Source organism: Aestuariivirga litoralis (genome assembly GCF_015714715.1).
In the GTDB taxonomy this organism is placed as follows: Bacteria; Pseudomonadota; Alphaproteobacteria; order Rhizobiales; family Aestuariivirgaceae; genus Aestuariivirga; species Aestuariivirga litoralis_A.
Window position 1 is genome coordinate 1906854 of sequence record NZ_WAHS01000001.1, and the last position, 18106, is coordinate 1924959.

Sequence of the window (18106 nt, forward strand, 5' to 3'; positions counted from 1 at the left end):
AACTCAAGCGCTGTGGATCTTGAGCTTGCTCTTGGCGAGCTTGGCCTTCACTTCTGATTCCAGCGAGGGGAACGGCAGCACATCCGGCCTTTCCTGCTCATCTTCATCGTGGCCACGACCGACGCTGTAGAGGCTCACACCGGCTGCGGCAAAACTTTCCACTGAGAACGTGTGACGGAAATCAAACACCAGCGGCTGGCGCATCGTGGATTTGAAATCGCTGGGGCCGAGTGTCCTGAATTCCGGCCATTCCGTCAGGATTAAAGCGGCATCAGCGCCATGCAGCGCAGATTGCACATCCTTGGAAAATTCAGTCTCTGTCAGCAAGGGCCTGGCCTGTTCGAAGGCCTTGGGGTCGAACGCCGCAATCTTGGCACCACGCGCTTCAAGGGCCGGAATGATCGAGAGGGCCGGGGCTTCGCGCATGTCATCAGTGCCGGCCTTGAAGGCCAGGCCGAGGATTGCAATGCGCTTGCCCACAAGGCTGCCGCCCAAGGCTTCTGCGACCTTGGTGGCCACATTGGCTTTTCGCGCTTCGTTGGAGGCGATGGTGGCTTCCACCAATTGCATCGGGCTTCCGGCTTTCGACGCGGATGCCGCCAGCGCCGCCGTATCCTTGGGGAAACAAGAACCGCCATAGCCAGGGCCTGCCTGCAGGAAGCGGTTGCCGATGCGCGGATCAAGACCCATGCCTTGCGCCACTTCGGCCACATCACCATTCACGGCTTCGCACAGATCGGCCATTTCGTTGATGAAGGCTACTTTCATGGCGAGGAAGGCGTTGGCGGCGTATTTGATCAGCTCGCTGTTGCGGCGGCGGGTGAAGAGCAGAGGAATATCGCCCATCGGGGCATAGATCGCCGTCATCACGCTTCTGGCACGGTCGTTTTCGAGGCCGATGACCACCCGGTCGGGCTGCATGAAATCCTGAATGGCGGCACCTTCGCGCAGGAATTCCGGATTGGATATCACGGCAAATTCAACGCCGGGATTTTCGCGCGCGACAAGCGCCTCCAGTGCATCACCCGTGCCCACTGGCACAGTTGATTTGGTGATGATGGTGAGGAAGCCCTTGGCATTGCGCGCCACTTCGGCGGCGGCGGCATTGAGATAAGTGAGGTTGGCGCTGCCATCTTCGCTTTGCGGCGTGCCGACGGCGAGGAACACAGCGCTGGCACCCTGCATCGCTTCGGCCACATTGGTGGTGAAGTGGATGCGGCCGGCATTGATGTTGGTTTCGAGAAGTTCTTCCAGGCCCGGTTCATAAATCGGGGACACTGATTTCTTAAGGGCTTCGATGCGCGCTGCATTGGTGTCAACACAAGTGATGTGATGGCCCAGCTCCGCTAGGCAGGTGCCTGTGACGAGGCCCACATATCCACAGCCAATAACAGTAATGCGCAAAGTTAAGCTACCCGGCGTTGCTCCAGCGGGGCAGCGGGGGCAGAATCACCTTTTGCTGCACTTGCGAGAGGATTTGAATCAGGCGTGGTTTCGCCCGTCCAAAGCCGCGAGTCAAGCTGCAGGGGGTAGAAGTCATTCCAGGCTGCCAGGGCCGCCTGATAGGAGGGTGCGTCAACCGGGCCGGACTGGGCCTGATGTGCGAGTGCAATATCCTCATAGATATCAAGATTGCGCAGATCAGGCTGGGGAAGATTGCCGGAGGCAAAGTCTTCCCACATCTGGTCGTAGAGGCTTTCGAGGCTGCTGACCAAGAGATTGGTGTCAAACAGCACACACAAGTCACGGCTGGCGCGCAGGCGCACTTTGAAGTCCTGCACCTCGCTGGGGTTCAGGCCCAGACGTGTAGCGGTGGCTATATAGGTTGCGAGATCCGGTACGATCAATTCCGGCGTGCCGGCGGCGCGCACCAGGCTGGCGCAGACGCGGCTGGCGAAGCTCTGGCCCGGCATGGTGAGCACTGGGGTTCCGACCCACATGGCATCCGACGAAGTGGTGTGGGCGCCATAGGGGAATGTATCGAGGAACAGATCAGCCAGTTGATAGCGGGCCAGATGCAGCGGGTTGGGGCGCTTGGGCGCAAAGCACAAGCGGTTCTCATCAACGCCGAGCTTGGTGGCGATCGCTTTCAGGCGGGCATGGGTTTCAGCGACTGAATCCAGCAGCCACAACACGCTGCCCGGCACATTGCGCAGGATTTCCATCCAGGCGGTGAACAGCGGCTCGGTAATCTTTTGCGTGCCGTTGAGGCAGCAGAACACGAAGCCCTGCTCCGGCAGGTTCTCGTCCGCGCGCTTGGGCATCTCGGCGGAAATCTTGCGCTTGCGGTCATTGGGTTGATAGACCGGAATGCGCAAAACCTTTTCGGTGAAATAGGCTTCGCTTTCACGCGGGATCGTCACTTCATCGGCGATCAGATAGTGATGATAGGGAGTGGCCATGCTGCCAGGGAAGCCGTACCAGTTCACTTGGACGGGTGCGGGGCGGCGTGCGAAGACGGCGGTGCGAGCATCGCGGGTATAGCCGTTGAGATCAATCAGGATGTCGATCTTGGCAGCGTGAATGAGCGCTGCCGCATCATCATCGCTCATGCCGGTGATGTTGGTCCAGCTGTCAACGCTGTTCTTGATGCGCTGCTTGGTGGCATCATCATGGGCAATGCCACAATAGAAGGCGTGGATTTCATAACGCTCGCGGTCATGCAGTTCGAGTGCTTCCGACATGCCGAAGCCCACGGCGTGCTCACGCAGGTCTGACGAAACATAGCCGATGCGCAGCTTTTCAGCGCGTGGCTGCATGCGATCTTCAAATTTGCCGAAGGATTGCGGCGGGCGCTTCACCAGGGTCTTGGCGTAGGAATAGGCGCGGCCCAATTGCATCACCGCGTCGTCATACATCACAGACGTAGAGAGTGGCGAAATGTGCTTCAGCAGATCACGCGTGGTAACACCTTCCCAGGCTTCCATCACCGGCCACTTGCATTGCTTCTGGCGCAGCGCGATCCAGTGCTGCACGACTTCCGGCTGGTCGGGCTTGATGTCGATTGACTGGCGCAGCACGTCTTCAGCCGGTACGTCGAGGTGATTGCCTTCCAGCACGCGGCCGGCCTGTTGCTGGGCCATCAGCTTGTGGCGGATGTTTTCGCCGGTCACTTCAGGAAGCTTCTTGCTCAGTTCGAGCCATTGCGAAATGGCCGAGCCGGCCTGGCCGCAATCTTCAAGCAGGCGGCCCAGATTGATATAGGGCGGCAGGAAATCAGGCTTCAGGCGGATGCAATCGCGCATCACATTGATGGCGCCAGCGGAGTCGCCATGGCGGGCCATCACTACAGCGTAGTTAAACATGGCGGCATGCAGATGCGGATTATCCGCATTGAAGGCCACCCAGTTCTTGTAGAGATTGACGGCGCCTGCTCCGTCTCCCCCCTTCTCCAATGACTCAGCTGCTTTGAACAGTTCGACGATAGAAATCTGAGTCATGGGGCCTTGCTTGTTTTATCAGGGATTGCTGACGGTGATGAGGGCGGCGATCTGATCGGTGGTCATTGCGCCTACCTGAGTCGAGGTGAACGCACCAGCCTGATCGGTGGAGAGCGCTGCGATCTGTGCGGTGGTCATCGCCGTAATGGCGGTGGTACTCAGATTGGGCAGGCCGGTCGTGGCGCTCAGAGCCGCAAACTTGGTGGTGCTCAAGTTGAGGATCTGGACAGCGGTCAGAGCCGAGGCCTGGGCCGTAGTCAGAGCGCCAAATTCGTCGGTGGAGAGCGCGTTCAGGGCCGTGGTCGAGAGTGCCGTCACCTGGCTTGCAGCGAAGGCGCCGAACTGCGTGGAGGTGAGCGCTCCCGCCGCCGTGGCGGTGAGGCCGGCAACCTGTGCGGTCGAAAGCTTGGTCGCGTCCAGCGCGTTCAACTGGGTGGTGCCCAGCGTGTTGACCTGGGTGGTGGTCAGCCCCTGGACCTGGACCGTGCTCAAGGCGCCCAGCTGGGTATCGGAGAAGTGCGAGAAGGCCGTGGTGGTGAGGGCCGACAGCTGTTTGGTGCTGAGGGCGCCCAACTGTGCCGTGCTCCAGGCCTGCAGGGCGTCCGAGGCGATGCCGCCGATCGCGGTGGAGGACAGTGCCGCCACCTGTGCGGTGTTGAAGCCCGAAGCCTGTACGGTGGTCAGAGCGCCCACACCGGTTGCGTCCAGCCCGCCCACTTGGGTGGTCGACAGATTGGTGATGGTGATGGCGTTCAGCTGGGTGGTGCCCAGGCCGTTAAGCTGCGTGGCGGTGAGTCCGCCAAGCTGCGAGGTGGTGAGAGCGGCAAACTGCGTATCCGAGAAGTCGCCCAGATCCGTGGTCGAGAGGCCGCCGATTTGAGTGGTGGTGAGGGCGGCAAGTTGCGCCGTGCCCCAGCCCTGGATTTCGTCCGAGCTCAAAGCGCCCACGCCCGCTGCCGTCAGCACGCCGATTTCGGCGGTGGTCAGCGATTGGGCCTGGGTGGTCGAGAGGGCTTCCAGTGCAACAGTGGTCATGCCCTTGATCTGGGCAGTGGACAGCTTGGTCACATCCAGCGCGTTGAGCTGAGCAGTGGCAAGTCCATTGAGCTGGGTTGCGGTCAGACCCTGCGTCTGCGCCGTGGTCAAGGCACCCAGCTGGGTATCCGAGAATTTGGCGATGTCGGCGGTGGTGAGTGTTGAAAGCTGCTTCGTGGTGATGGCGCCCATCTGCGCCGTGCTCCAGGCCTGGAGTTCGTCCGAGGTCAGGGCTTCGAGTGCGCCGGTGGAGAGCAGGCCGATCTGACCGGTGGTCAGAGCGTTGGCTTGCGTCGTCGAGATGGTGCCGAAGACGGCGGTGGTCATGCCGGTGAGCTGCAGCGTGGACAACTTGGTGATGTCCAGCGCGTTGAGCTGGGTAGTCGCCAGGCCATTGACCTGCGTGGTGGTCAGGCTCTGGGTCTGCGCCGTGGTCAGGCCGCCCAATTGCGTATCGGAGAAGTGAGCGATGGCAGAGGTGGTGAGCGCGGAGAGCTGCTTGGTGCTGATCGCACCGAGCTGTGCCGTGCTCCAGGCCTGCACATTGTCCGACGCGATGGCGCCGAGTGCGGTGGCGCTCAGGGCCGCGATATTGGTGGTCGAGAGACCGGTGGCCTGGGTGGTCGAGAGGTTGCCGATGCCGGTGGCGTTCAGCGCGCCGACCTGCAGGGTGGAAAGGTTGGTCAGATTGAGTGCCGCCATCTGCGTGCTGCCGATGCCGTTCAGCTGGGCTGCCGTGAGGCCGCGCAGCTGGGTGGAGCTCAAGGCGCCAAGCTGGGTGTCAGAGAAGTTGGCAAGTGCTGCGGTCGAAAGGCCGGAAAGCTGCTTTGATGACAGGGCAGCCATCTGTGCTGTGCCCCAGCCCTGGAGTTCATCCGAGTTGAGGGCCTGCAGGTCATCGGTGCTGAGGCTGCTGATCTGCGTGGTGGTCAGCGACTGGCTCTGGGTGGTGGAGAGTGCTCCGAAGGCGGTGGCCGTCATGCCCTTGATTTGAACCGTAGAGAGCTTGGTGGCGTCGAGCGCGTTGAGCTGGGTGGTGCCCAAGCCGTTCAATTGCGCGGTAGTCAGACCCTGCACCTGTGCGGTGGTCAAGGCGCCCAATTGCGTATCTGAGAAGTTGGCAATCGCGACGGTGGTGAGTGCCGAGAGCTGCTTGGTGGTGATGGCACCCATCTGTGCCGTGCTCCAGGCCTGCACATTGTCAGACGAGAGCGCGCCGAGCGCCGTGGTGGTCAATACTGCGATGTTGGTGGTGGAGAGGCCGGTGGCCTGGGTGGTGGACAATGCACCGATGCCGGTGGCGTTCAGGCCACTGATTTGTAGGGTGGAAAGGTTGGTGAGGTTCAGGGCGCCCATCTGGGTGGAGCCGAGGCTGTTGAGCTGACCGGCGGTGAGGCCCTTCAGCTGAGTGGCGCTGAGGCCGCCCAACTGCGTGTCAGAGAAATCCGCAATGTCGGTGGCGTTGAGGCCAGCGATCTGGCTGGAGGTGAGGGCCGCGAGCTGGGCGGTGCCCCAGCCCTGCAACTCATCCGAGCTCAGGGCGGCAATGTCTGCTGCCGACATCACGCCGATCGAAGCGGCGGTGAGCGATTGGGCCTGGGTGGTCGAGAGTGCTTCAACGGCGGTCGCCGTCATGCCCTTGACCTGGACGGTCGAAAGCTTGGTGACATCCAGCGCGTTAAGCTGAGCCGTGGCCAGTGTGTTGAGCTGGGTGGTGGTGAGCGACTGCGTCTGTGCCGTGGTCAAGGCGCCAAGCTGCGTGTCGGAGAAGTTGGCGAGCGCGGAGGTGCTCAAGGCAGAAAGCTGCTTGGTGGTGATCGCACCCAACTGCGCCGTGCTCCAGGCCTGCACATTGTCGGACGAAAGAGCGCCAAGTTCGGTGCTGGTCAGAACGGCGACTTGGCCGGTGGTCAAGGCGCCAACCTGGGTGGACGAAAGCGTGCCGAAGACGGTGGCGGTCATGCCGGTGATTTGGGTGTTGGAAATCTTGGTCACGTCGAGCGCGTTGAGCTGGGCGGTGCCCAAGCTGTTCAACTGTGCCGTGGTGAGGCCCTGGGTCTGCGCCGTGGTGAGCGCGCCGAGCTGCGTATCCGAGAAATGGCTGATCGCCGTGGTGGTCAAGGTTGAGAGCTGCTTGGTCGATATGGCGCCAAGCTGAGCAGTGCTCCAGGCCTGCACATTGTCGCTGGAAAGAGCGCCCAGAGCGGCCGTGCTGAGGACGGCGATATTGGTGGTGGACAGCCCGGTGGCCTGGGTGGTGGAGAGAGCGGCGATGCCGGTTTCGTTCAGCGCACCGATCTGCAGCGTAGACAAGCTGGACAGATTGAGGGCGGCCATCTGCGTGGAGCCGAGGCTGTTGAGCTGGCCAGCCGTGAGGCCGCGCAGCTGCGTCGAGCTCAGGCCACCCAGCTGGGTGTCTGAGAATTTGGCAATGTCAGTCGCGTTGAGGCCGGAGAGCTGCTTCGACGACAGAGCGCCAAGCTGGGCTGTACCCCAGCCCTGCAACTCGTCGGAATTCAAGGCCTTCAGGTCATCGGTGGTCAGAACCGCGATCTGGGCGGTGGTAAGGGACTGGCTCTGGGTGGTCGAAAGAGCGCCGAAGGCTACCGTGGTCATGCCCTTGATCTGGGTGACCGACAGCTTGGTTGCATCGAGCGCGTTAAGCTGGGCCGTATCCAGCGTGTTGAGCTGGGTGGTGGTGAGGCCCTGAACCTGCGCAGTGGTCAGCCCATTCAATTGGGTGTCGGAGAAATGCGCGAGCGCCGTGGTCGACAAGCCGGACAATTGCTTTGTGGTGATGGCGCCGAGCTGAGCGGTGCTCCAGGTCTGGAGATTGTCGGAAGCAATGGCACCCAAAGCGGCATTGCTTAGCGAAGCGATCTGCGTGGTGGTGAAAGCAGCGGATTGCGTGGCGGAGAGAGCGGCAACGCCGGTTTCGTTCAGACCACTGATTTGCAATGTGGACAGATTGGTCACGTCGATGGCGTTGAGCTGCGTGGTGCCCAGGCCGTTCAACTGGCCAGCGGTCAAACCGCGCAGCTGGGTTGAAGAAAGCCCGCCGAATTGCGTGTCAGAGAAATTGCCGAGGGCTGCCGTCGAAAGGCCCGACAGCTGCTTGGAGGTCAACGCCGCCAATTGGGCGGTGCCCCAGCCCTGCACTTCTTCCGAGCTCAAGGCTGCGAGATCCTGGGTGGTCAACGCACCGATCTGGGTGGCGGTGAGGGATTGCGCCTGGGTGGTGGAAAGGTTGCCGACGGCAGTTGCAGTCATGCCCTTGATCTGGGTGACCGACAGCTTGGTCGTATCGAGCGCGTTGAGCTGGGCCGTATCGAGCGTATTGAGCTGGGTGGTGGTCAGGCTCTGGGCCTGGGTGGTGGTGAGGCCGTTGAGCTGGGTATCAGAAAAGTGCGCCAGTGCCGCGGTAGAAAGCGTGGAGAGCTGCTTGGTGGTGATGGCGGCGAGCTGCGTTGCATCCCAGCTTTGCACATCGGTTGCGCTGAGCGAGGCCATTGCGGCGGCCTGAATGTTCGAAATCTGTGATGCAGTGAAGCTTGGCGTCTGCGTATCGGTGAGGGCGATCAGTGTATCTCCGATGAGGCCGCTCATCGCTACCGTGGATATGCCCTTGATCTGGTCGGTGCCCATCGCCTGGAGATCAGTTGTCTCCATCGCGTTGATCTGGGTTGCCGAAAGTGCCCCCACCTGCGTGGTGGAGAGTGACTGCACATCAGATGAGGAGAGCTGCTTGATGGCCGTGGTGGTAAGGGCCGCAATCTGACGGGTGGTCAGGCTTGATACGATCGACATCGGGGCAAATTCTCCATTCGGACACGGGTGAACACGGCCTAAAAACGCACACACCTCTGGCCAAACAGATGGCTTCAGCTTGACGGATGTTAATTAAGACAACTTGTGTGAAACTGGCTGAGCTACCCGAGACTTACGACCCGCTATTATCAAATCAGCTGGCAGATCACAGGGGTAACGCACTTCATTGCTGCGCCGCAAGCGTGAATTCCGTCACAATTCTTAATTCTGAAGTTGGACTTCCTCCCTGGACTGGCGTTCTTGCCGGACTGCACCATGGATGCAATAGTGCCGCATCACTAAGGTCCCCGCCATGACGGCCGAACCCAAGATCAATCTTTCGCCCAAAGGCTGGGACGAAATCAAAACTACCACTTGCTATATGTGCGCCTGCCGCTGCGGCATCCGGGTGCATCTGAAAGACGGCAAGGTTACTTACATCGACGGTAACGCCGACCATCCGGTGAACAAAGGCATTATCTGCGGCAAGGGTGCCGCTGGCATCAAGCAGCATTATTCGCCGGCGCGTTTGTCCAAACCCTTGCTACGGGTGGGTGAGCGTGGTTCGGGCGAATTCCGCGAGATTGAATGGGACGATGCGCTGACCATGGCCACGCAATGGCTGTCTGACGTGCGCAATTCCGATCCGAAGAAACTGGCCTTCTTCACCGGCCGCGATCAGAGCCAGGGATTGACGGGCTGGTGGGCCTCGCAATTCGGCACGCCGAATTATGCCGCACATGGCGGCTTCTGCTCGGTGAACATGGCGGCGGCGGGGCTTTACACCTATGGCGGCGCGTTCTGGGAATTCGGCGAACCCGATTGGAAGCACACCAAATATTTCCTGCTGTTCGGCGTGGCGGAGGATCACGGCTCCAACCCGATCAAGGCGGGCCTGGGCAAGCTGAAGGCGCGAGGCGCCAAGATCGTTTCGATCAATCCGGTGAAGACGGGTTACTCCGCCATTGCTGATGAATGGATCGGAATCACGCCCGGCACCGATGGGTTGTTTGTGGGGGCATTGATCCACTGCCTGCTGGCGGCACAGAAGATCGATGCGGAATATCTGTCGCGCTACACCAATGCTTCGTGGCTGGTGATCGAGAACCCGGGCGGGGCGGATGATGGCCTCATCCTGCGCAATCCTGCGGGCACGCCGTTGGTGTGGGACAAGCAGGGCAGCGGCACCAAGGCTGGGCCATTCGGCGCAACGCCTGCATTGTTGGGCCGCTTCAACCTGCCCGATGGCCGCAAGGTGGTGACCAGCTTCACGCTGATCGCCGAGCGCTTTGCTGGCGATGAGTATTCGCCAGAGCGCGTCGCCGAAAAATGCGGCGTGCCGCCGGAGACGACGCGGCGCATTGCGGCCGAGTTGGCGCATACGGCGTTCAATGAAACCATCGAGCTTGATATTCCATGGACGGATTATCTGGGCCGGCGCCATGAAAAGACTTTGGGCCGCCCGGTTTCGATGCATGCAATGCGCGGGATCAGTGCGCATTCCAATGGCTTTCACACCTGCCGCAGCATTCACGTGCTGCAGATCATGCTAGGCACCATCGATGTGCCGGGCGGCTCGCGCTACAAGCCGCCCTTCCCCAAATCCATTCCGCCGCATGTGAAGCCCGCCGGAAAGCCGGGGCAAGTGCAGCCCGGCAAGCCCCTACCCGGCCCGCCGCTGGGTTTTGTCTCAGGGCCGGAAGATTTGCTGGTGGATTCAGTTGGCACGCCGCAGCGCATCGACAAGGCTTATTCCTGGGATGCGCCGCTTGCTGCGCATGGCTTGATGCACATGGTCATCAACAATGCCAGCAAGGGCGACCCTTACACTATCGACGTGCTGTTCATGTATATGGCGAATATGAGCTGGAATTCGGCGATGAATGTGCCGGATACGCTCAAGGCCCTGACCGCGAAGAAGCCTGACGGCTCTTACGTGATCCCCAAGATTATCTATTCCGATGCTTATGCTTCGGAGACGGTGCAGTATGCAGATCTCGTTTTGCCCGATACCACTTACCTTGAACGCTGGGACTGCATCTCGATGCTGGACCGGCCGATATCGGAAGCTGATGGCCCGGCGGATTCGATCCGTCAGCCGGTGGTGGAGCCTGACCGCGATGTGCGGCCGTTCCAGACTGTGCTGCTCGATCTCGGCCACCGCCTCGGCCTGCCCGCCATGACCAATGCTGAAGGTGGGCCGCGTTATCCGGGCGGCTATCCTGATTACATTGTGAATCATGAACGTGCGCCGGGACTTGGGCCTCTGGCGGGTTTCCGCGGCAAGGATGGCAAGGCCGCAGGGCGCGGGGCAGTGAACCCCAATCAGCTGCAGGCCTATATCGACAATGGCAGTCACTGGTATCAGGAACTCAGTGACAACATGAAATACTATAGGCATGTGAACTGGGATTATCTGGACTGGGCCACGTTCTTTGGCTTCCTGCCGCGCCCCGAACCGATCATCCACCAGGTCTATTCCGAGACGCTGCAGAAATTCCGCCTCGCGGCGCAGGGCCATGGCAAGGTGGTGGTGCCGGAGCAGCACCGGAAGCGCATCGCAACTTATTTCGATCCGATCCCGTTCTGGTATGCGCCGTTTGAAGGCGAGATGGTGAGTGATGAAGACTTCCCCATCCATGCGATCACCCAGCGGCCGATGGCGATGTATCACTCCTGGGGTTCACAGAATTCCTGGCTGCGGCAGATTCTCGGGCGCAACTGGCTTTACATGCACAAGGCGAAGGCGGAGAAACTCGGCATCGCCGATGGTGACTGGGTGGATGTGACCTCGCATCACGGCACGATCAAAGCCCAAGTGAAATTCTCCGATGGGCAGAATGAGCATACTGTGTGGACGTGGAATGCTATCGGCAAGCGCAAGGGTGCCTGGGCGCTGACACCGGATTCACCTGAGGGGGAGAAGGGTTTTCTGCTGAACCATCTGATCAGTGATCTTTTGCCGGAACGCGAGGGCGGTTACCGCTATTCCAATTCCGATCCAGTGACTGGGCAAGCGGCGTGGTATGATTTGAAAGTGCGGATCAGCAAGAGTGCGGACCAGAAGCCAGAAAGCGCACCGCAATTTCCGGTGCTGAAGTCAACGAAAAGGAAGCGCGCATGACGATGCTTCCGGCAACGACGACCAAAAAGCTCGGACTGGTCATTGATCTTGATACCTGCGTGGGGTGCCAGGCTTGCGCCACATCCTGCAAGGAATGGAACGCGCAAGGCGACAGCGGGCCGCTGACGGATACTGATCCGCAAGGAGCGGATGTATCGGGCCCATGGTTCAACCGCATTCATGGTTATGAAGTGTTGGAAGAAGGCCGCAGCGATTCACGCATCGTGAATTTTCCGCGCTCATGTCTGCATTGCGAGGAGCCGGCTTGCGTGACCGTGTGCCCCACGGGTGCGTCCTACAAGCGCGCCGAAGACGGCATCGTGCTGGTGAACCCTGAAACATGCATCGGCTGCAAGCTGTGTTCCTGGGCCTGCCCTTATGGTGCGCGCGAATATGATTACATGCAGGGCGTGATGAAGAAATGCACCTTGTGTGTGGACCGCATCTATAATGACAATCTGGTCGAGGAAGACCGTGTGCCAGCCTGCGTGCGTGCGTGCCCCACGGGGGCGCGACACTTTGGTGATTTGGCCGATGAAAGTTCTGAAGTTTCCATTCTGGTGAAGGAGCGTGGCGGTTTCGATCTGTTGCCGGAGATGGGCTACAAACCCACCAACAAATATCTGCCACCACGCGCGCGCCGGGAGAATTATGCGGCAGGTGTGGAAGCACTGCCCAAGGGGGACGGATCGGTGATGGAAATGTTGTTCGCCTGGGCGGACAAGCTGCTTACGCCTTCGGCGGTGACTGCAGCGGCGAACCCGGACGATCATTCGGACAAGTTGGAAGGCTGATGAACCCCGCCTATTCTGTCATCTTCTTTACTGTCTCTTCAGGCGCTGGCTATGGCTTGCTGGCTTTGGCTGGGCTTGTGGGTAACGCACATGGCAAGGCGTCTTCGCCCGGCTTTGCGATCACCACGATGGTTTTGGCTTTGGTGCTGATCACAGCAGGGCTGCTGTCTTCGACTGCCCATCTGGGGCGGCCGGAACGCGCATGGCGGGCGTTCTCACAATGGCGGTCAAGCTGGCTGTCGCGCGAGGGCGTGGCTTCGGTGGTGACTTATCCCATCGCAATTGCTTTCGGCGCGGTGTGGTCGGGGCTGATCGACGTGCCGCAATTGATCGGGCCGTTGGGGATTGCCACGTCTCTCATGTGTGCCGTCACTGTGGTCTGCACGGCGATGATCTATGCCTCGCTGAAAACCATTCCGGCCTGGTACAGCCGCTTCACGCTGCCGACCTATCTGGCCTTTGCGCTGGCCACTGGCTCTGCGTTGCTCTCAGTTGTGAGTGTGATCTTCGGGCGGTTTCAGGCAGGGGCTGCAAATTTCCAGGCACTGCTGAGCGTCATTCTGATCTTCATCGTGATCGTGCTGAAATGGCTGTACTGGCGGCATCGGCGGCGGGCACGGCGGGAGTTCAGCATGGGCCAGGCCACAGGCCTTGGCGAAGGTGTGCGGCAATGGGAAGTGCCGCATACGGCGAGCAACTTCATCATGAAGGAAATGGGCTTTGCGGTGGCGCGCAAACATGCGCGGCGGTTGCAGTTCCTGTGCACGCTGCTGCTCGACATTGCTTTTTTTCTCACGCTTTTCAGCCCGAAGGTGCCGTATCTGGTGATGCTGGTAGCGCCGCTTCTGCTGTTGGCAGCCTGGGTGGAACGCTGGCTGTTTTTTGCAGAAGCCGAACATGTCTCCGCGCTGTTCTACGGCAAGCCTGCGGTCTGATTCCCGGCCAGCTTGCCCAAAATCCGGGCAGAAAAATTTTGCCCGATTTTTGCGCTTGCGCATCGCAGTGCAGCGAGGCAACGTCTTAAACGAGTATCATGCCAGCGTTTTTCGACGAGATGAACAGCACGGGGGCCAAGCTTCGAGAGCCCTATGACCGGATTTCCGAGTGGCTATCCGGCCTAAGCCCTGCCGACGTGGCCAAAGCCTCAGCTGATGCTGAAGCGATTTTCCGCCGCCAAGGCATTACCTTTGCCGTCTATGGCAGCGGCGAAGCTTCCGAGCGCCTGATCCCGTTTGACATTGTGCCTCGTATTTTTGCCGCGCAGGAATGGCGCCGGCTTTCACGCGGGATCGAGCAGCGAGTGCGCACGCTGAATGCCTTCCTGCATGACATCTATCACCGGCAGGAAATCATCCGGGCGGGCAAAATTCCGCGCGAGGCAATCATCAACAACGAAGCCTTCGTGCCGGAAATGATGGGGCTTGATCCGGCGCGGGGCATCTATTCGCACATCATCGGCATCGACATTGTACGCACCGGCGAGAATGATTTCTTCGTGCTGGAAGACAATTGCCGCACGCCGTCGGGTGTTTCCTACATGCTCGAAGACCGGGAAGCGATGATGTATCTCTTCCCGCAGCTGTTCGCGCAGCAGCGCGTGGCGCCGGTCGATCATTATCCATCCATGTTGCGCTCCACCATGGAGAGTGTTGCGCCGCCGGCCTGCAAGGGCGACCCGGTGATTGTGGTGTTGACCCCCGGCATCCACAATTCAGCATTTTTTGAGCACGCGTTTCTCGCTGATGAAATGGGCGCTGAGCTTTGCGAAGGCCATGATCTCTTTGTGTCTGATGGCTGGCTTTACATGCGCACCACGCAAGAGCCGAAGCGCGTGGACATTGTGTACCGCCGCATTGATGATGCCTATCTTGATCCCTTGACCTTCCGGCCTGATTCCGCTTTGGGTGTACCGGGGGTTTTCGATGTGTACCGCGCGGGCCGCGTGACGCTGGTCAATGCGCCGGGCACGGGCCTGGCCGATGACAAGTCGATCTACTCTTATATTCCCGACATGATTTCGTTCTACACAGGCGAGAAGCCGCTGCTGCAGAATGTGCCGACCTATCGCTGCGGCGATGCTGACAGTTTGAAATATGTGCTGGATCATCTGAAAGAACTGGTGGTGAAGGAAGTCCACGGCTCCGGAGGCTACGGCATGCTGGTGGGGCCCGCTTCGACCAAGGCGCAGATTGAAGATTTCCGCGCAAGGCTGATCGCGCGGCCCGGCAATTACATTGCCCAGCCTACGCTGGCGCTGTCCACCGTCCCGACTTTCACCGAGAGTGGCGTGGCGCCGCGCCATGTGGACCTTCGCCCCTTCGTGCTTTCGGGAGATAAGATCAGGATCACGCCGGGCGGCTTGACGCGCGTGGCGCTGAAGGAAGGCTCGCTGGTGGTGAATTCATCGCAGGGCGGCGGCACCAAAGACACCTGGGTTCTGGAGGACTGATCCGGAATGCTGGGGCGCACCGCAGGATCACTCTATTGGATGAGCCGCTATGTCGAGCGGGCCGAGAACATGGCGCGCCTGCTGGAAGTGGGTTATCGCATTTCGCTGATGCCCGGCACGCTGGAAGGGCATCGTGACGACTGGCGTGCCACACTGCTGGGTGCGGCCTGCGCCTTTGGTTATGACGAGAAATACAAGGAACTGACGGCAGAGAACGTCATCAACTATCTGCTGTTTGATCTAGACAATACATCTTCCATCAAATCCTGTCTGATGACAGCGCGCAACAATGCCCGCGCGGTGCGCACAGCACTCACGCGCGATGTGTGGGAGAGTATCAATTCCACCTGGAATGATTTTGACCAGATCACGCCGGAAAGCATCAGCACCACAAGGCTGCCGGAATTTCTGGAATGGATCAGGCAGCGCTCCATGGCGTTCCGCGGTGCGCTGCTGGGCACCATGTTGCGCACCGACAATTATTATTTCAGCCAGCTTGGCAATTTTGTCGAACGTGCCGATTCCACTGCGCGCATCCTTGATGTGAAATATTTTATTCTGCTGCCGCGCCCCAGCGATGTGGGCAGTGATCTTGATCTGCAGCAATGGGGCACAATTCTGCGCTCAGTTTCGGCGCATCGCTCCTATCGCTGGTTCTACCGCGACTCGAGCTACAAGCCCTGGCAGGTGGCGGAATTCCTGATCTTGCGCGAGGAAATGCCGCGTTCGCTCACTTTCTCGTATCAGTGGATCAACACAGCACTGGGCGGCCTCGAAGAGCTTTATGGCAAGCGCTATGATTGCCACAACACTGCCGATCAAAGACTGCAGCAATTGCGCGGCAGCAACATGGATGAAATCTTCCGGCATGGCCTGCACGAATTCCTGCAGGATTTTCTGTTCACCAACCAGCAGCTGTCGCAGTCCATCGCGCAGACGTTCAACTTCCCGTAAACCCATGCGCCTCATCGTCACCCACAGCACGCATTACACCTATCAGTCGAGTGTCGACTATTCGGTCCAGCGCCTGCTGCTCACGCCGCTGTCCTTCAAGGGCCAGAAGGTTGAGAGCTGGCGCGTCACTGCGCCGGGCATTGAAGGCGCGATGCAATACCGCGATGCGTTTGGCAATCAAGTGCATCTGATCACCGCGATCAAGCCCAAGGGTTCTTATTCCATCGTGGCCGAAGGTGTTGTCGATGTGCAGGACATGACCGGTCTGGTGCAGGGCCTTTCCAACATGGTGCCGGATTATGTTTATCTGCGGCAGGTGCCGAATACCAAACCCAGCGATGCGATGCTGGACATGCAGGCGCAATTCAAGACCAAGCCGGGAGACACGCTGGCCTTCCTGCATGAATTGATGGCGGCGGTGCATGGTGCGGTGGCTTATGAAACCGGCACAACCGATTCATTGACCACAGGGGCTGAAGCCTTCGCGCAGGGGCGCGGCGTGTGCCAGGATCATGCGCATATTTTTATTGGCTTGGCGCGGGCCAGTGGCATTCCGACGCGCTATGTGACTGGCTATCTGATTGCCGAGGGCACGGCATCAGCATCGCACGCCTGGGCCGAAGCGATGGTGCCCAATCTGGGCTGGGTGGGCTTTGATGCCGCCAATGACACCTGCCCCACCGATCATTATATCCGCGTGGCCTGCGGACTGGACGCGGCGGGCACAGCACCAGTGCGCGGCAGCCGCAGGGGCGGCAATATCGAGCAAATGACAGTTGAAGTGCGCGTGGAAATGGCACAACAGTAGCGCCGAAATTTGACTGCCTTGGGGATTCGATGACTTACTGCGTGGGGCTGCTGATTGACGAAGGCCTGGTGATGGCTGCTGATACGCGCACCAATGCCGGCCTGGACAATGTGGGCAAATTCAAAAAACTTCACACTTGGGCCAAGCCCGGCGAGCGGGTTTTCGTGCTGCTGACCGCAGGCAATCTGGCGGTGACGCAAGCGGTGACCAGCCTGCTCGAAGAATCGATGCTGGGGCCGAAGGCCACTAAAAATCCCGACAGCTTGTTCGCGGCGAAGACCATGTTTCAGGCGGCGCGCATCATCGGCAAGGCGATCCGCGAAGTGCGCCGCATTGATGGCGAACATCTGGGCGCGCGCGGCGAAGCGTTTTCCGCCAGCTTCATTTTCGGCGGGCAGATCGGCAAGGAGCGGCCGCGCTTGTTCCAGATTTATACTGAAGGTAATTTCATTGAGGCCACGGTGGACACGCCCTTCTTCCAGATCGGGGAGCATAAATATGGCAAGCCCATCCTTGACCGGGTGGCTGATGCCAAGATGCCGCTCGGTGAAGCGGCCAAGATGATCCTGATTTCGTTTGATTCCACCTTGCGCTCAAACCTGAGCGTAGGCCTGCCGATTGACATGCTGACTTATGAGAACGGCAGTTTGAAATTCGAGCATGTGAAGCGCATCGGGCAGGACGACCCGTATTTCCGCATGGTGTCGGGCGAATGGTCGAAGGCGCTCAGGGTCGCGTTCAAAAATATCGAGCCGTTTGATATTTAGATCCCGCTGACGGCCAGACCTGAAAACGCGTCGCTGACTTGCGCGCGCGACACGATGGGCTGCGGTGCTTGTTCTTCGACCGCTGCAGGCTCGGCATGATCGGCCCAGTTCAGAATTTCCCAGCGGCCGTCAAAATGCTCCACCAAGGCGGTGCAGCTTTCCACCCAGTCGCCATCATTGAGATAGTGGATGCCATCGATCATGCGATCATCTGGCGTATGGATATGGCCGCAAATCACGCCCTGGCAATTGCGCGCATGGGCTTCTTTCACCACAACGGTTTCAAAGCGGGAAATGAACTCCACCGCCTTCTTCACCTTGTGCTTGATGTAAGCCGAAAGCGACCAATGGCCGAGGCCGAAGAGCTTGCGGCACCACAGGATCACCACATTGAGATCCATCAGGCGTTCGTAAGCCCAGTCGCCCATCTTGGCGAGCCACGAAGCGAAATAGATCACGTTGTCAAACTTGTCGCCATGCAGCACCAGATAGCGCTTGCCGGTGGCAGAGATGTGCACGGTTTCATTCAACACCGCGACACGGCCAAATCGATGCCCCAAGAACTGGCGGAAATTTTCGTCATGGTTGCCCGGCAGGTAAATCACGCGCGCACCTTTGCGGGCCTTGCGCAGAAGCTTCTGGACCACGTCATTCTGTTTCTGGTTCCAGTACCAGTGCTTTTTCAGCGACCATGAATCGATAATGTCACCGACCAGATAGAGATAATCACTCTCCGTTTGCTTCAAAAAATCGAGGATCAAATCGCAGCGCGCGCGCCTGGTTCCCAGATGAAGATCGGAGATGAAAATGGCGCGGAAGCGCCGCGTCGGTGTGGCGAGCTGGTCCATGATCCGCGCTTTGGCCGCTTCGCATGAAAGTTTGATGACGAAAATTCCGTGACCGAATCGTCACAGAGAAGCCTTAGCGC

The 18106-nt window shown here is 59.6% G+C and carries 11 protein-coding genes; 7 read left to right on the forward strand and 4 right to left on the reverse strand.

Features of this window, described 5'->3' with window-relative positions:
* Nucleotides 1-3: 3 nt before the first annotated feature.
* From F8B91_RS09710 to F8B91_RS09720, 3 genes are read right to left on the reverse strand one after another with little or no spacing between them, the layout of a single operon-like run.
* Entirely contained in the window at nt 4-1404 is a 1401-nt protein-coding gene (locus tag F8B91_RS09710) for a UDP-glucose dehydrogenase family protein (RefSeq protein WP_196503504.1), read from the reverse strand.
* A 2-nt stretch (nt 1405-1406) separates the two neighbouring features.
* Nucleotides 1407-3440, reverse strand: coding sequence for a glycosyl transferase (locus tag F8B91_RS09715; protein WP_196503505.1), 2034 nt, complete (start codon nt 3438-3440; stop codon nt 1407-1409).
* Between the two features lie 18 nt (nt 3441-3458).
* On the reverse strand, nt 3459-8282 hold the full coding sequence (locus F8B91_RS09720) for a beta strand repeat-containing protein (RefSeq protein WP_196503506.1): 4824 nt from the start codon (nt 8280-8282) through the stop codon (nt 3459-3461).
* Between the two features lie 313 nt (nt 8283-8595).
* Between F8B91_RS09720 and F8B91_RS09725 the strand changes: the two genes are divergently transcribed.
* The 7 genes from F8B91_RS09725 to F8B91_RS09755 all read left to right on the forward strand — a co-directional run bounded on the left by F8B91_RS09725 (nt 8596) and on the right by F8B91_RS09755 (nt 17178).
* Complete coding sequence (locus tag F8B91_RS09725) at nt 8596-11406, forward strand: molybdopterin oxidoreductase family protein (protein ID WP_196503507.1); 2811 nt, start codon at nt 8596-8598, stop codon at nt 11404-11406.
* Entirely contained in the window at nt 11403-12200 is a 798-nt protein-coding gene (locus F8B91_RS09730; RefSeq protein WP_196503508.1) for a 4Fe-4S dicluster domain-containing protein, read from the forward strand. Before F8B91_RS09725 ends, F8B91_RS09730 begins: the two co-directional genes overlap by 4 nt.
* Entirely contained in the window at nt 12200-13135 is a 936-nt protein-coding gene (locus F8B91_RS09735; protein ID WP_196503509.1) for a dimethyl sulfoxide reductase anchor subunit family protein, read from the forward strand. The genes F8B91_RS09730 and F8B91_RS09735 overlap by 1 nt, the downstream gene beginning before the upstream one ends.
* 98 nt (nt 13136-13233) lie before the next feature.
* On the forward strand, nt 13234-14649 hold the full coding sequence (locus F8B91_RS09740) for a circularly permuted type 2 ATP-grasp protein (protein WP_246715007.1): 1416 nt from the start codon (nt 13234-13236) through the stop codon (nt 14647-14649).
* 6 nt (nt 14650-14655) lie between these two features.
* Nucleotides 14656-15603, forward strand: coding sequence for an alpha-E domain-containing protein (locus F8B91_RS09745; RefSeq protein WP_196503510.1), 948 nt, complete (start codon nt 14656-14658; stop codon nt 15601-15603).
* Between the two features lie 4 nt (nt 15604-15607).
* Entirely contained in the window at nt 15608-16411 is an 804-nt protein-coding gene (locus tag F8B91_RS09750; RefSeq protein WP_196503511.1) for a transglutaminase family protein, read from the forward strand.
* A gap of 29 nt (nt 16412-16440) precedes the next feature.
* On the forward strand, nt 16441-17178 hold the full coding sequence (locus F8B91_RS09755; RefSeq protein WP_196503512.1) for a proteasome-type protease: 738 nt from the start codon (nt 16441-16443) through the stop codon (nt 17176-17178).
* Here the strand turns inward: F8B91_RS09755 and F8B91_RS09760 are convergent.
* On the reverse strand, nt 17175-18026 hold the full coding sequence (locus F8B91_RS09760) for a UDP-2,3-diacylglucosamine diphosphatase (RefSeq protein WP_196503513.1): 852 nt from the start codon (nt 18024-18026) through the stop codon (nt 17175-17177). The two genes, F8B91_RS09755 and F8B91_RS09760, sit on opposite strands and share 4 nt — an antisense overlap.
* Between the last annotated feature and the right edge of the window lie 80 nt (nt 18027-18106).